The organism is Streptomyces sp. NPDC127084, from assembly GCF_042724175.1.
GTDB lineage: Bacteria > Actinomycetota > Actinomycetes > Streptomycetales > Streptomycetaceae > Streptomyces.
In genome coordinates, this window is record NZ_JBHXFA010000096.1 from 1,966 (window position 1) to 17,072 (window position 15,107).

The following is a 15,107-nucleotide window of genomic DNA, read 5'->3' on the forward strand; positions in this document are numbered from 1 at the left end:
GCCCCACACCCCCTTATCGAGCTGGGGGGGGCCGCCCCGGGGGTTTTCACGTGCGCCCGGAAGACGAGGCGGCCGGCTTGCGACTCGGCGAGCGGCGCCCCCCTGGGGCCCGCGTCAGCACCCCGGGCGCCCCTCGGCGGGCTGGGCGGCGGCCCGCACGAGGTTCTGTTCGAGGCGCTCCAGCGTGGCGAGGGCGTCAGCGCGCTCGTCGTCCGAGAGGCCCGTGGTCGAGATGTCGCGTGGCTGATCGGCCCGCCACCGGCCGCGCCCGGAACCGGAACAGTGGCTTCCTGCTCCGTGACACGGGGTGCGGTATGCCCCCGGAAGCACGGCGCCCCCGGTACCGAGCGAGGTACCGGGGGCGTCGCCGGGCGACGAGGCCCAGGGCGGCGGTCAGACGGCCGCAGGGGCCGGGGACTCCGTCGGCTCGGGGGCCGCGGAGGTCCCGGACTTGAGGGACCTCTTCGCACGGCGGCGCTCCTTGCGGAGCTCCACCATCGCGTACAGCGTCGGCACCAGCAGCAGGGTCAGCAGTGTGGAGGTCACCAGACCGCCGATCACCACCACCGCGAGCGGCTGCGCGATGAAGCCGCCCTCCCCGGTGACGCCCAGCGCCATCGGCAGCAGCGCGAAGATCGTCGCGAGGGCGGTCATCAGGATCGGGCGCAGACGGTGCCGCCCGCCCTCGATCACCGCTTCGACCACTCCCAGGCCCTGCGCCCGGTACTGGTTGATCAGGTCGATCAGCACGATCGCGTTGGTCACCACGATGCCGATCAGCATCAGCATGCCGATCATCGCCGGAACACCCATCGGCGTTCCCGTGGCCACCAGCAGACCGACCGCGCCGGTCGCCGCGAACGGGATGGACACCAGCAGGATCAGCGGCTGGATCAGTGACCTGAAGGTGGCGACCAGCAGCATGAAGACGATCGCGATCGCCGCGAGCATCGCCAGGCCGAGCTGGGCGTTGGCCTCGGACTGGTCCTCGGAGACACCGCCGATGGAGACGGTCGCCCCCTCGGGCAGGTCCAGTGCCTTGATCTTCGCGTCGAGGGCGTAGCTGACCGCGCCCGTGTTGTCGTCGGTCGGCTTCGCCGTGATCGTCGCCGCGCGGGCGCCGTCGATGCGGGTCATCGAGACCGGTCCCGGCACCAGCTTGACCTCGGCGATGTCACCGAGCTTCACCGGGCCGAGCGGCAGCTTCTTCAGCTCCGTCATGGTCGTGGCCGGCTTGGCGGAGGTGACGACGACATCGCGCTCGCTGTCGTCCAGGATCGCCTTCGCCGCCGGGGTGCCGCGCACGGCCTGGGCCACGGCGAACCCGAGCGTGGTTTCGTCGAAGCCGGCCGCTGCCGCCTTCGGGGTGCTCTTGACGGAGATACGCGGCACGGACTGCGACAGGTCGCTCTGCACGTCGGTGACGTCGTCCAGCTTGGCGACCTCGGCACGGACCTGCTCGGACGCCCTGCGCAGCACCTGCGGGTCGGCGGCCTTCACCACGACGCTCAGGTCCTGGTTGTTGAACCCGTCACCGGCCGCGATGGTGGTGTCCCCGATGCCGTCGAGCTTGCCGAGTCCCTCGTTGATACGGTCGCGGACCTTCTCGTAGGCGGAGGAGTCCTTGAGCGTGATCTGGTACGAGGCCTGGTTGGCACCGGTGCCGCCGCCGAAGGCCGCCATGAAGCCGGACGAACCCACGGTGACCTGGTAGTCCTTGATCTCGGTGATCCCGTCGAGGACCTTCTCGACCTTCCTGGCGGATGCGTCGGCCGCTTCCAGGCTGGTGCCGGGCTTCAGCTTCTGCTTGACCGACATGACCTCCTGCTCGCCCTGGTCGAAGAAGTTCGTCTTCAGGGCGAGGCTCATGCCAAAGGTGCCGAACAGCACCACGAGCGCGAGCACCACACTGGTGACGCGGCGGCGGGTCGCGAACTTCAGCACCGGGACGTATCCGCGCTGGAGCAGACTGCCGGCTTCCTTCTCCTCCGCCTTGCGGCGCGCCTCGTCCGGGTCGAGCCCGCGTACGGCCTTGGGGGCGCGCAGGAACCAGTACGACAGGACGGGGACGACCGTCAGGGACACCAGCAGCGAGGCGAGCAGTGCCGCGGTGACGGTCAGCGAGAACGAGCCGAAGAGCTCGCCGACCATGCCGCCGACGAGCCCGATCGGCAGGAAGACGGCGACGGTGGTCAGCGTGGACGAGGTGACGGCGCCGGACACCTCCCGTACGGCGGTGATGATCGCCGTCTCGCGGCTCTCGCCGTAGCCGAGGTGCCGCTTGATGTTCTCCAGGACCACGATCGAGTCGTCCACCACCCGGCCGATGGCGATCGTCAGCGCGCCAAGGGTGAGCACGTTGAGCGACAGATCGCGGGTCCACAGCACGATCAGCGCGAGGACGACGGACAGCGGGATGGAGACCGCGGTGACGAGCGTGGAGCGCAGCGACCCGAGGAAGACCAGGATGATCACGACCGCGAACAACAGTCCGAGCGCGCCCTCGGTGGTCAGGCCCGAGATCGACTTGGAGACGGCGGGTCCCTGGTCCGAGACGACCGACAGCTCGGCGCCGGAGCCCAGGTCCTCGCGGAGCTCGGGCAGCTTGCCCTTGACCGCGTCGGAGATGGCGACCGCGCTGCCGTCCTTGTCCATGGTGGCGAGGACGGCGAGGCTGGGCCTGCCGTTGGTGCGGGTGATGGAGACCCGCTGCGACTCCTCCTGCTTCACCGCGGCGATGTCGCCCAGGCGCACCGGCTTGCCGCCCTCAGCGCCGGCGGCGGGTGCGATACGCAGGTCCTCGATCTGCTTCAGCGAGGTGAAACCGCCGCCGACCTGGACCGTGTGGCTGCTGCCCGCCTCGGAGAACGAGCCGGCCGGCATCGTCGCGCCACCGGCCCTGAGGGCTTCGGCGAGAACCTGCGTGTTCAGTCCGGCCGCGGCCAGCTTCTTCTCGTCGGGGGTGACGGACACCTGGAGGTCCTGCACACCGTCCACGGTGACCTGGCCGACGCCCTCGATGTCCGCGAGCGCGGGGACGACGGTCCGGTCGAGCTGGTCGGCCAGAGCCTGCTGATCCTTGTCCGAGCTGACGGCGAGCACCACGGTCGGCATGTCGTCGGTGGAGCCGGCGACCACCTGCGGGTCGACGTCCTCGGGGAGACTCGCGCGGGCGCGGTTCACGGCCTGCTGGACATCGGCGACGAGCTGCTTGGTGCCCTCGTCCCCGTAGTCGAACGTGGCCATGATCACGGCGTTGCCCTCGCTCGCCGTGGAGGTGACGCCCTTGATGCCGTCGACGGCCTTGATGGTGTTCTCAAGGGGTTCGACGACCTGCTTCTCGACCACATCGGGGGACGCGCCCTGGTAGGGGGCCAGCACCGACACCATCGGGAGTTCGATCGAGGGGAACAGCTGCTGCTTGAGCTGGGGGATGGCGATCGCTCCGAAGACGATCGCGACGATCGACATCAGCCCTATCAGGGCCCTTTGCGCGAGGCTGAATCGGGACAGCCAGGACATGGGGTCTCTCTTCTGTGGCTTTCTGCGGCTTATCTGACGTACGCATGAGCGGGTGCGGGGGCCACCCGCCTATACGATCGGCCATTCGCGAGGGTGAATCCGTCGACCCCAGGTCCAGATCCTTATGCCGCGCATACTCCGAACGGAGTACATGCGGAGGAGCCTCAGTCCACCCGAGGACGAACCAGGCCCGATTCATAGGCGAATACCACCAATTGCGCCCTGTCCCGTGCCCCCAGCTTCGCCATGGCCCGGTTGACATGGGTCTTGACCGTGAGTGGGCTGACTTCCAGCCGTTCGGCGATCTCGTCGTTGGAGTGCCCTCCCCCGACCAGCACGAGCACCTCGCGCTCACGGCCGGTCAGGGCCGCGAGCCGCTCCGTGTACGCCGCCGAGTCCTGACCGCCGTCGTCGCAACCGCCGCCCTGGGCGAGGAAGGTGGCGATGAGCCCCTTGGTCGCGGCGGGTGACAGCAGTGCCTCTCCCGCGGCGGCGATACGGATGGCGTTGAGCAGCTCATCGGGCTCCGCGCCCTTGCCGAGGAAGCCGGAGGCCCCGGCACGCAGCGACTGCACGACGTACTCGTCGACTTCGAAGGTCGTCAGCATGACGACGCGTACAGCGGCGAGCGCGGGATCGGCGCTGATCATGCGGGTGGCGGCGAGGCCGTCGGTACCGGGCATACGGATGTCCATCAGCACCACGTCGGGGCTCTGCGCGCGGGCGACGGCCACCGCTTCGGCACCGTCCGCCGCCTCGCCGACCACTTCCATGTCCGGCTCGGAGTCCACAAGCACCCTGAACGCGCTGCGCAGCAGCGCCTGGTCGTCGGCGAGCAGCACCCTGATCGTCATACGTCCCCCTCCGCGTGAGCCTTGACCGGCAGTATCGCCTGCACGCGGAAGCCGCCGTTGAAGCGGGGCCCGGCGGTCAGGGTGCCGCCGAGCGCGGTGGCGCGCTCCCGCATGCCGATGAGTCCATGGCCGCCACCGTCGGCTGCGCCGGAGTGGGCGCCCGTCCCGCTGTCGAGCACCGTGACCTCGACCGTCCGGCCCACCGACACGACGCTGACCTCGGCCCTGGCCGCCGCCCCCGCGTGCTTCTGCACGTTGGTCAGGGCCTCCTGGATGATCCGGTAGGCAGCCAGGTCGACGGCGGCCGGCAGGGTGGTGCCGTGGTCGGCCCTGGCCAGCTCGACCATCTGTCCGGCATGGCGGAACGATTCGAGGAGCTGGTCGAGCGCGGCGAGTCCGGGGGCCGGCTCGGTGGGTGCCTCCGGGTCACCTGACTGACGCAGCAGGCCGACCGTGGCGCGCAGTTCGTTCAGTGCCGACCGGCTGGCCTCCCGTACATGCCCGAGGGCCTCCTTGGCCTGGTCCGGGCGCCTGTCCATGACATGCGCGGCGACTCCGGCCTGCACATTGACCAGGGCGATGTGGTGCGCCACGACATCGTGCAGATCGCGGGCGATCCTCAGCCGCTCCTCCGCGACCCGCCGCCTCGCCTCCTCCTCGCGGGTCCGCTCGGCACGCTCCGCACGCTCCCGCATGGCGTCGACGAACGCCCGCCGGCTGCGTAGGGCGTCACCGGCCGCGGCCGCCATCCCGGTCCAGGCGAACACTCCGATGTTCTCCTGGCTGTACCAGGGCGCGGAGCTGAACAGCATCGCGGTCGCCGTCAGCACCGTCATCGACAGCAGCCCGACCCGCCAGGTGGTGGGGCGGTCGGTGCGCGCGGCGACCGTGTACAGGGCCACCACCGCCGTCATCACGACCGGCGCGGGCGGATCGCCGACGATGAACTCCACGGCGGACAGGGCGCCGGTGGCGGCCAGTACGGTCATCGGCCGACGGCGGCGGTACACCAGGACGACCGCGGCGAGCAGCATCAGGACCAGGGCGTGGGGCTGCGGCGTGCGGGCCCCGAAGGTGGGCCCGTGCGGCCCGTGTGGATCGGCGAACGACATCCCGATCATGCAGACGAGCACTCCGAACGCCAACGCGGCATCGAACGCGAGTGGGTGCTCGCGCAGCCAGCCTCGGGCGCGGTCGAGCCTGCTGGGGCCGGTCGGTAGTGCCGTCACGTCAAGCAACGGTACGGGGTACCCGTACCGGCCCGTCGCCCCCGTCGCGGCATCGCTTGAGGTCAGAGATGGTGGCGGCGCGCCGAGTGGCCAAGCTCACGGATGACCGGCCAGTGCACCTCGGCGGCTCGGCTGCGGGCCCGCCGGCTCACGCGGTCGTGGCGCGCCCGGCCAGTCGCCAGCCGAGTCCCGTGCCGAGGCAGACCAGAAGGAGGAGGTACAGCCCGATCGCCTCGCTGCCCACGGCGGTGTGCAGCCAGACGGCGATCAGCGGGGTGACGGCACCGCCCGCGACGGCGGCCGTGTTGTACGTCAGTGCCGATCCCGTGTAGCGCAGCCCCACCGGGAACGCGTGGATCATGATGATCCACGCGGGCACCGCGGCGAAGGCGGAGCAGGAGAGCGCCAGCGCGACGCCGAGGGCGTAGGTGAAGGGGGGAGCGAGGTCGACCAGGGGGAACAGGGTGAGGGCGATGACGGCCTCGGCCGCGCCGAAGACCAGGAGCGCCCTGGTCACTCCCACCCGCATGCTGACCCAGACGCCGAGGAGGACGCTGAGCACGTAGACCACACCGCTGCAGGTGTCGGCGATGAGCACCGTGGTGGGTTCCAGGTGCAGTTGCTGGCGGGCGTACGCGATCAGGTACGAGGCCGCGATGTAGTTGAACGCGAACGGCGTGGTGAACATGGCCACGCCCATGCCGATCTCGGCGAAGTGGCTGCGCGTCACCGCGCGCAGGGGGGAGCGGAAGGGCTGCTCCCCGCGTACGAAGCGCGCGAAGTCCTTTGTCTCCTCGATCCTGCTGCGGATGAAGAGGCCGATGAGGATGAGGACGGCGCCGAACAGCAGCGAGATCCTCCACCCCCAGGCGAGGAACGCCTCCTCGCTCATGGCCAGGGAGACCACGAGCAGGACGAGCGAGGCCACGACGAAGCCCAGCGTCCCTCCGAGCAGGGGCCACGCGACAACGGCCGGCCGCTTGCTCGGGGCGGTGTTCTCGACGACCAGGAGAATCGATCCCGCGTACTCCCCGCCAAGGGAGAAGCCCTGCACGAGCCGGAGCAGCAGAAGCAGGACCGGTGCCATGATCCCGATCGCGGCGGCCCCGGGGAGGAAGGCGACACCGAGCGTCCCGATGCCCATGAGGATCAGGGTCGCGATGAGGACCCGGCGGCGGCCGAGGCGGTCCCCGAACTGCCCGAAGAAGACCCCTCCCACCATGCGCGCAAGGAAGGCGGAGCTGAAGATGGCCAGTGAGGCGACGGATCCGGCCACCGGTCCGAGCGACGGGAAGAAGACCTTGCTGAACGCGAGGGCGGCGATGGAGCCGAACACGGCGAAGTCGTAGGACTCGACCGTGCTTCCCGCCATGCTCGACAGTTTGACCAGCCGGAACTGCCGGGTCGGGAGCCAGGTTCCGGCCTCGTCACCGGAGGTTTTCGCCATGGTGTCCCGTTCTGATTCCGCAGCGGGCGGTACGCGGCTCCCGCCACCGGCCCCGCTCGTCCACAAGCGCTGGATGCGCTGCACGGTATTCGACGTCCTCTGCGCATAGGCGCGCGCGCTGCCCCGCCGAGGATCACACCAAGGCAACCCCTTCGGTGGAGACGGGGCTCAGCGGGCTGGTACACCCGCGACCTGGTGGGGGCGGGCTCGCCCGCTCACAGGCAGGCGGCGCTTGCCGCGTGTCCGGCAGGGCGCGAACGACGGGGTGGCGGCATACGTACGGCCTGGCCTCGGCCGGCATCATGTCGGCGCGTCGCCAGCGGAGTTGGGGTGTGTCTTCGTCGGCCGGGAACCGGGGTGCAGGAGCGCGCAGCAGAAGGCCAGGGCCGTCGCGAGGGCCATGCACATGAAGACCCACTGATGGGCCGTGGTGATGTCGGCCCGGAGGATTTCCTGGATACCGGAGGTGAGGTGGATGCCTCCCACGTCGTCCGGAAGCCGGTCGCCCTCGTCGTCGTCGACGTAGTTCACGAACTGCCACGCCGCGTTCTCCGCCGCGCCGGGGGCCACTCCCAGCCCCACCAGGGTCGAGGTGACCCGGGCTTGGGCGACATCGGTGAACGCGCTGCCGAGTACGGCCAGGCCCAGGGCGCCGGAGAAGATACGCGTGGTCTGGACAACGCCGCCGACCATTCCGCTGGCCTCCGGCCCCGCTCGTCCGTAGGCGTCTGTCGCGGCGGGCGGGACCACGAGTCCGACGCCCGCTCCCGCGAGGGCGATGAACGGCCACTGCGCGCCCACGGAGAGATCGCTGAGCTCCACGGCCCATAGGGCGAACCCCGCGGCCCCGAGTCCCGCCCCGATCAGCAGGGCCGGTTTCACCCCGACCCGGTCCTGCACCTGGCCGCCGAACTGCGCGCCGACGCTGTACGCGACCTGGAAGAACAAGAGGTAGACGCCCGCCTGGACGGCCGTGTCCCGGAGCGCGAGCTGGGCGTAGAAGGACGCGAAGAACAGCATGGGCATGTAGGCGATGGTCGAGAAGAACAGGATGCTCATGTCCAGGGCGAAGGCACGGTCGCGGAACAGGCGGATGTCGATGAGCGGGGACGGCGTTCGCGCCTCCCAGAAGACGAACAGGGCGAGAGCTGCCGGGCCGGTCACGACCAGGGCCAGCGTGATGGGGTCGGACCACCCCAGCAGCGCCGCCTGCTCCAGCGCGAGCACGCTGGTCGTCATCCCGGCGGCAAGCAGTACCGCGCCCTTCAGGTCCTGGGAGACCCGCATTCTGGTGTCGTTCCTGCTGCGCGTCATCGCGATCAGCGCGATCGCGGCGACACCGATCGGCAGGTTGATCCAGAACACCCACCGCCAGGTGAGCGAGGTCAGCCAGCCACCCAGGGGCAGCCCGAGCGCGCTGAGCAACTGGGAGAACCCGAACAGTGTGGCGAGAGCCCGGCCGCGCTGGTGGACGGGGAACTCCCCGACGACAAGGGACATCGCAGCCGGGTACATCACTCCGCCGCCTGCCCCCTGGGCAATGCGGCAGGCCACCAGCCAGGGCGTGGCGGCCGGCCCCTGGGGGGCGAAACCGCACAGCACGGACGCGGCCACGAAGATGGTGAGGCCGACAAGCAGTACGCGCCGGGGCCCGTACACATCGGCCAGCCTGCCTCCCAGGGCGAAGGTCGCGGCGCGAGCGAGGGTGTAGCTGTTGACGATCCAGCGGATACCCGCCGAGGACAGGCCGAGATCCGCGGCCATCGTCGGTGCCGCGATACTGACGACCATGCCGTCGACGATCGACAGCGACAGGGCCAGGAAGATGCCTGCGAGCAGAACGCGGTTGACTCCGGGCCGTACGGCTGGCCCGGTGCCTCCCGCGTCTTTGCTGTGATCGCTCATGCCACGGCATTCTTCTGCTCGCCCGCCTGCCTCCCTCGCCGACACCCTCGGCACAGGTTTGGCACTCGCCCGAATGCGAGGTCCCGGGCCCGGCCCGTTCTGCCTGGTCGGCGCGATGGCCTCGGCTGCGGGTGTGGGCGTCGCCCGCCACTCAGCCCGCAGGGTCCGACGGCCGTGGGCGCGCCGCAGAGCCGCCGCCGGCGTTGACGCACGGCTACCGGACAGCCAGGTCCACGACTCCACCGGCGGCCAGCGCAGCCTCGCGGCAGGCACCGGCTTCCCCGCTGCGGCGGCGGCTCGCGGCTATCGACGCGTGTTCGACCCCGCCTGGCCTGGCCAGGCGGGGCGACGCGCCGCGGGAGGCGGCGAACGCTACTGACCCTGCTTCGGCTACGCGCGCGGTCCGGATACGAGCCCCGGAGGGGCCCAACGGCACGCTCCCGGCGACGGGCGACCCCGACCACCCAGCCCGGCCGGCGCTTGAGGCCGGACACCCCGGCCCACCGTGCGGGGTGCGGAACACCGCGCAACCCCCGCACCCCACGCAACGCGGCTCACTGCGGAACGGCGACCCCGACAACCCAGCCCGGCCGGCGCCAGAGGCATCCAGCCCTGATCGCTGGAACCGCTCCTGCTGCCGCCCCCGCACCTCCGGGCTGGCCCGCAGGCTGCGGTGGTTCGTCACCCGGAGCGACTGGGCGGAGGCACCCCGTCCAGGACGGCAGCGGGACCGGTGGGGCTGGTGGGGCCGGGTGCGGCAGTGCCGGTCCTCGTTCGTCTGCGCGCTTCCAGGGCACGCTCGCAGACGGGCAGGGATGGCGACGGGGTCAGGCAGGCCCCGGCAGGCCCTCCAGGAACCCGTCGCAGTCGACCAGCCGGTGCGCTCGCACCCCCGGGCTCCGCCAGGGCAGGTCCACCCGCGGTGGCCGGTCGGCGTCATGGAAGTAGCAGGCCTCCAGGCTCTGGTCCACCCCGATCAGCAGCATGGGGTTCGCCACGAGGAAGTCACGCACCGCCGGGGTGTCGCGGCGCGCCCACAGCAGCAGCCGCTTGTCCCGGTAGTGGTCGTCGGGCAGGCCGACCTGCGGGTGCATTCGGCGCTTGAACTGGAAGATCCCCTTGCTGAGGAAGGGCTCGCACCCCGCCAGATCGACCCGCCTCAGCCCCTGGGCGGCGGCCCACTGCAGCAGGAGGACGTATACGGTCAGGTAGGCGCTGGTGCGGTAGTAGCCCTTGTCGCCGCCCGCCACGCCGGCGAGCCGGAGGACCAGCGTGCGGCCCTCGAGTCGGCACAGCATCCCCGCGACACGCTGCCCGGATTCGCACAGGAAGAACAGCACACCTCGGTGGAACAGGCAGCGTCGCGCGTGCTCACGCTCCTCCGAGTGCGCTCTGTCACCGTGCCTGCGGTCCATGGTCGGCTTGTGCATGCGGTCGTAGAAGTAGTCGAAGTCGCTCTCCCGGGTGGCCACCTCCAACGAGCGGCAACGCACGGTCATCTCATGCCGGTGCTGCTTACGCGCTTGTCGGGAGAGCCGGTCGAGGACGTCGCCGTGCTCCGGCCCGACGGGGACAGCCTGGCCGACCCTGAAGGGCAGGAGCAGGCTGTGGCGTGGCGGTGGCGACGGCGCCATCCGCCGCGGGATGCCGATCACCAGGAGATCCGCCGCAGGGGCGGCCCGGCCGCTGGTCAACTCGGCCCACGAGGTGCGTCGCGCCTGCCGGGTCGACCGGCCGCCGCGACGCTGTTCGAGAAACGGCAGCCCGTGGCTGTGGCCGCGGGCCAGACCTCCGTAGGCCAGCACCGGCGCCCCCTCAAGGGACGACCGGGACTCCACAAGCCAGGGCCTGGTCGCGGCGACCGCGTCCGCCCAACCGTGAGCCCCGGCCACCAAGGGGTTGCCACTGTGCTCCCAGCCGTAGCGGATGTTCGGCGGGATCATCCGGGCCCTGCCGCGACCGGCCCATGCCGGGCCGCTGCCCTGCACTGGCCGCCGGAGGCGGATCGGGTGTCCGGTCTCCCACTCGGTGGAGCGCTCCGCCAGGTCCATGGTCGTCCTCTCTGCCAGTCCTTCGAGCGGGCGGGATGTCAGGCACTCGCCGCCGCGAGGACCGCACCGGCCAGTTCCTCGGCGGTGTCGGCCCGGCCGAGGTATCCGGCCGGGAACGGGTCGATGAGGTCGTCGCTGTAGTAGCCCGCTCCGTGGACGACGACATCGGCCGACTCCGCGATCAGCCCGCGCTCCCGGGCCACGAGCACCCCGGTGAACGCCTTCACCAGCGACCACTCCCGGATCAGAGAGGGATCTCGGGCGATGGCGACGCCTGCCTCGGCGACGAGCCCGCGCACCCGGTCCAGGCGCTCCACGCACTCACGCCTGGACACCACCACACCGCCACCGCCGAATCGCCTGATGACCGCGCCGATCCGGGCGAGAGTGGCCGGCTGACGGGTCCAGAAGGTCGGGTCGATGACCTCCTGCGGATCATCCGTGACAGCGGGAAACTCGGGTACGGACGCCTGACGCCACAGGTCCGCGGTGGCGTCGTAGGCGTACTCGGGCGGCTGGACGCCCAGGGACGTCACCAGATCTGGGGTCGCCAGTTGCTGGACGAGGAGGAAGGCGGGGTGGCTCGCCGGCCGCGCGAACCCTGCCAATCCTTCGGTGAGCAGCCGGTGCCCCAGGTGGTATCCGAGCAGCCCGAAGGCGCTGGAGACCGCGTGGGCGTGCACCCGCGGCGGGCTGTCGGGGGTGAGGGGAAGGAGTTCGGCCTCGGCGAAGGCGCGTGCCGCGTCACCGACTCGGTAGTTGTCGAGGTCGTGGGTGTAGCACAGGCGGAAACCGGTGGTGTCGAAGACTCGGTCGGCGTATCCGGTCAGCACCCTCCCAGCCATCGCCTTCACCTCGCTCGGCTGCCCGACATGGGCGACTAGCACGGGGTTCGAGGCACGCAGCGCGGAGTCGGCGGTGAGCGGACTGTCGCGGAACTTGTACCGCGCGTCGGCGGGCACGAGGACCACGGAGCGGACCTCTTCAGGTGCGGCCAGTCCGGTCGCGTAGGCACGGGCCACCGCGTCGCGCAGTGCCATGCCCTTGTTACCGGAGGTGGGGGTGAGGAACAGCACCCGCTCGCCGGTCTTCCGGACATGGGCTGCCGCGCGCGCCACCATGAGCAGGGACGCCAGGGTCTTCGTGGTCCTGGTCGCCGGGTTCCGCATCAGGTCCAGTAGGTAGGTGCGCCGATCCACTCGGTTGAGACCTATGTCGCTGGCATCGGCGAAGTTTGTGAAGCCCAGGGGCTTCTCGACCAGTTCCAGGGGGAGGACGGGCGCTGTCTCGCGCTCCGCCTCCGCCGCGCGCGCCGCCGCCGCGATCTCATGGAAGTACCGGTCGAGCGCACACGGCACCACCCCCGGGGCGCCGACAGACTGCTCCGTGGAACGCACCATGGACGCACTCCTTCCCGGCCCCATTCTCATCCCGGTCCGCCCCGCCCGCCCGCCAGTGACCGATGACTGCGGTACCGCGGGGCCATCCGGGGCTTTCGCGGGCCCCGGCACCGCGGTGTCCAGGGACGAGAGCCGCGCGGTGGCGGTGCGTGGCGCCGTCGCCACCACCCGCAACGGCGATGTGGCCAGCGGGCTCCTGGGGCGCGGAACGCCGGGGATCCCGTAGGTCGACTCTCGGCGAAGCCGAGCGGGTCGTCAGCCGCGGTGCGGAATTCCCGCGACGAGGCCGCCGTCGATCACGAACTCGGCGCCCGTGCAGTAACCGGACTCGTCGGAGGCGAGGAACAGCACCAGGTCCGAGACCTCCTCAGGCCGTGCGCCGCGGGCGAGCGGGATCTGCAGCAGGGCCGGGTCGAAGCCCTCCGTCATGGGCGTCTCGATGAAACCGGGGTGCACGGAGTTCACGCGGATCCCGAAGCCCCCGACCTCGACCGCCACCGACTTGGTGATCCCACGCACCCCGAACTTGGCGGCCACGTAACCGTGCAGGCCAGGACTGCCGCGCAGGCCTTCAACCGACGAGATGTTGACGATCGAGCCGCCGCCCTGGGATTTCATGGCCGGCACCACAGCCCGCATGCCGTAAAAGACGCCGGACAGGTTGACAGCGATGATCTTCTCCCAGTCGGCGGGATTGAAGCCGTCAACCGGGCTTCTGTTTGCGATACCCGCGTTGTTGACCAGGATGTCAATCCTCCCGCCGAACTCATCGACCGCCCGGCGCACCGCCCGCTCCCACTCACTCGGGCGGGTGACGTCGAGGTGCACGAACACGGCGGCATCTCCTAGCTCAGCGGCTAGCGCCTCCCCCGCGTCGTCCAGTACGTCGGCGACAAGCACCCGCGCGCCCTCCGCCACCAGTCGGCGTACGTGCTGCTCGCCCATGCCGCGCGAACCCCCTGTCACGATCCCGGTCTTTCCCTCGACGCGTCCTGCCTCACCCATGGCCCGCCACTCCCTTGGATACCGTTCGCCGCGGACCACCTGGCCGGGCCCTCTTCCGAATGTGCACTACACACAGCCAGAGGGCGCCCGGAACGCATCTGTTCGTGTAACCATCCGGCCGGCGAGGCGGTGACTGCTCCACGGGATGCCGAATACGACGACCCTGACGGCCTGTCACAATCCGTCTCCATGTGAGGGGTGGGGGCGGAGGGCGCCCTCCCGTCGCCGGGCGCACCCGCCCTCCGGATACCCGTACATCGCGACGACCACCAACCGTCAGCCCCTCCGACATCCCGCCTCCAGCCTCGGCGGAACCCGAGATTCCCGGGGGGTGAATGCGGCGGTCGTTGGCACCGCCCCCTGCGGCAGCTCCCACTCGGACATCTCGACGGTCTCGACCTGCTTCCTGAGGTCGAACTGAAGAGCTCTCAATTGGGCTATTTCTGGTGGTCTGTGACGACAGAACATCGGAAAGTGAGCGGAGAGAGGTCCTCTCTCCGACCCCTGGGTCTCAGGGACCGTCGTGAAAACAGGCTTGAAGGAGCGAAAGACATGAAGGCAGGCAGGTACGTGAGTGTGGGCCTACTGGCGATCGCCGGCATATTTGCGGCGGGTAGTCCCGCCGCGGCTGACCACGGGGACGAAGACTCGTCAAAGAAGGTCCTCCGTCTCAAGCACGTCCAGGAGGACAGCTGGAGATCGGGGGATGGGAGCGAGGCGGGAGACCGGTTCGGCTTCACAGGCTCCCAATACAAAAAGGATGGTGAACCGTTCGGGACCTACGGCGGCGAATGCACGGTCCTCGCCGTGGACGACGAGGACATCACTCATCAGTGCTTCGTGACGTCGAACACTCCACGAGGACAGATCACGATCCAGGGAATCCACACGGAGCCTGTGGGCGAGGACGCGTTCCCCCAGGATGACGCGATCACCGGTGGTACAGGTGCATTCGCACACGCCTCTGGATTCACTCGCACGGACCAGGTCTCGCCTACGACGTACATCACCACCTACTACCTGCGCCGGTAACTCGTTCGGTGTCACGTCCGATCATGGAAGACGCGCCGATGACCAGTGAGAACGTGGCCGACACCGAGGCCGGTGAGACGGCGGTCCGCGGTTGTCGAAGGCGGTGGACGACCGGCTGACCGACGAGCTGGTCTCCTGGCCCAGACCGAGGGCCCGCAGTCGGCCGGCACGGAAGGGCTGCTCCAGCAGTTGGCGAAGAGACCGCTGGAGCAGCCCTCAGAGCTGAGATCACCGACCGTCTCCCGCCATGCAAGGACGACCGCGCGTGAGACGGCCGCGGACCGTCACCGCTGGAAGCCGGTCACGGCGCGGCCGGACCCCGGTGGGCAGGCCCGGAGAAGAAGGGGCTCAGCCCGGGATCAGACCGTCGTCGTTGAGCATGTCGCGGACTTCCTCCAGCGTCGCCTCCGGGGACGGCAGTATCAGTTCGGAGGGCTCCAGCGAGTCATCGGGCAGCGGAGCGCCGAGCCGACGGACCGCGTCGAGCAGTCCGCACAGCGTCCGGCGGAAGCCGGGCTCGTCGCCGGACTCCATTTCCGCCAGGAGCTCATCGTCCAGCTTGTTCAGCTCTTCGAAGTGCCCGTTGTCGACCCTCCACTGGCCCTCCCCCATGATCCTGACGATCATGACGCGCCGTCCCTACCGCTCATCGCCGCTCATCG

The 15,107-nt window shown here is 70.2% G+C and carries 12 protein-coding genes; 3 read left to right on the plus strand and 9 right to left on the minus strand.

From position 1 onward, the window contains the following. Positions 1–393: 393 nt before the first annotated feature. The 5 genes from ACFWI9_RS21725 to ACFWI9_RS21745 all read right to left on the minus strand — a co-directional run bounded on the left by ACFWI9_RS21725 (position 394) and on the right by ACFWI9_RS21745 (position 8,957). On the minus strand, positions 394–3,522 hold the full coding sequence (locus ACFWI9_RS21725; protein ID WP_387164309.1) for an efflux RND transporter permease subunit: 3,129 nt from the start codon (positions 3,520–3,522) through the stop codon (positions 394–396). Between the two features lie 164 nt (positions 3,523–3,686). Beyond that, positions 3,687–4,376, minus strand: coding sequence for a response regulator (locus tag ACFWI9_RS21730; RefSeq protein ID WP_387164311.1), 690 nt, complete (start codon positions 4,374–4,376; stop codon positions 3,687–3,689). Then, positions 4,373–5,605, minus strand: a complete 1,233-nt coding sequence (locus ACFWI9_RS21735) for a sensor histidine kinase (RefSeq protein ID WP_387164312.1) — start codon at positions 5,603–5,605, stop codon at positions 4,373–4,375. Before ACFWI9_RS21735 ends, ACFWI9_RS21730 begins: the two co-directional genes overlap by 4 nt. 148 nt (positions 5,606–5,753) lie before the next feature. Continuing rightward, positions 5,754–7,052 (minus strand): MFS transporter, encoded by a 1,299-nt coding sequence (locus ACFWI9_RS21740; RefSeq protein WP_387164314.1) that lies wholly within the window; start codon positions 7,050–7,052, stop codon positions 5,754–5,756. Positions 7,053–7,352: 300 nt separating this feature from the next. Beyond that, positions 7,353–8,957 carry an MFS transporter gene (locus tag ACFWI9_RS21745; RefSeq protein WP_387164316.1) on the minus strand — a complete coding sequence of 535 codons (1,605 nt, stop codon included), beginning with the start codon at positions 8,955–8,957 and terminating at the stop codon, positions 7,353–7,355. A 73-nt stretch (positions 8,958–9,030) separates the two neighbouring features. Here ACFWI9_RS21745 and ACFWI9_RS21750 point away from each other — a divergent pair, with 73 nt between their 5' ends. Further along, positions 9,031–9,336: a hypothetical protein gene (locus ACFWI9_RS21750; RefSeq protein WP_387164318.1), complete on the plus strand. Its 306-nt coding sequence runs from the start codon at positions 9,031–9,033 to the stop codon at positions 9,334–9,336. A 448-nt stretch (positions 9,337–9,784) separates the two neighbouring features. Here the strand turns inward: ACFWI9_RS21750 and ACFWI9_RS21755 are convergent, their stop codons facing one another. Then, a complete protein-coding gene (locus tag ACFWI9_RS21755) occupies positions 9,785–11,008 on the minus strand; it encodes a GNAT family N-acetyltransferase (RefSeq protein WP_387164319.1) in 1,224 nt (407 codons plus the stop codon). Positions 11,009–11,046: 38 nt separating this feature from the next. Next, entirely contained in the window at positions 11,047–12,408 is a 1,362-nt protein-coding gene (locus ACFWI9_RS21760; RefSeq protein WP_387164321.1) for a DUF6002 family protein, read from the minus strand. Between ACFWI9_RS21760 and ACFWI9_RS21765 the strand changes: the two genes are divergently transcribed. Beyond that, entirely contained in the window at positions 12,407–12,634 is a 228-nt protein-coding gene (locus ACFWI9_RS21765; RefSeq protein ID WP_387164323.1) for a hypothetical protein, read from the plus strand. The genes ACFWI9_RS21760 and ACFWI9_RS21765 overlap by 2 nt on opposite strands. A gap of 29 nt (positions 12,635–12,663) precedes the next feature. Here ACFWI9_RS21765 and ACFWI9_RS21770 read toward each other — a convergent pair whose 3' ends face one another. Continuing rightward, positions 12,664–13,413 (minus strand): glucose 1-dehydrogenase, encoded by a 750-nt coding sequence (locus ACFWI9_RS21770; RefSeq protein ID WP_387164325.1) that lies wholly within the window; start codon positions 13,411–13,413, stop codon positions 12,664–12,666. A 474-nt stretch (positions 13,414–13,887) separates the two neighbouring features. On the opposite strand from ACFWI9_RS21770, the gene ACFWI9_RS21775 reads away from it, so the two are divergent. Continuing rightward, on the plus strand, positions 13,888–14,445 hold the full coding sequence (locus ACFWI9_RS21775; RefSeq protein ID WP_387164326.1) for a hypothetical protein: 558 nt from the start codon (positions 13,888–13,890) through the stop codon (positions 14,443–14,445). Positions 14,446–14,793: 348 nt separating this feature from the next. On the opposite strand, the gene ACFWI9_RS21780 is transcribed toward ACFWI9_RS21775, so the two are convergent. After that, the gene (locus ACFWI9_RS21780; RefSeq protein WP_387164328.1) at positions 14,794–15,072 is read right to left on the minus strand and encodes a hypothetical protein; all 279 of its coding nucleotides are present in this window, start codon (positions 15,070–15,072) and stop codon (positions 14,794–14,796) included. Positions 15,073–15,107: the final 35 nt, after the last annotated feature.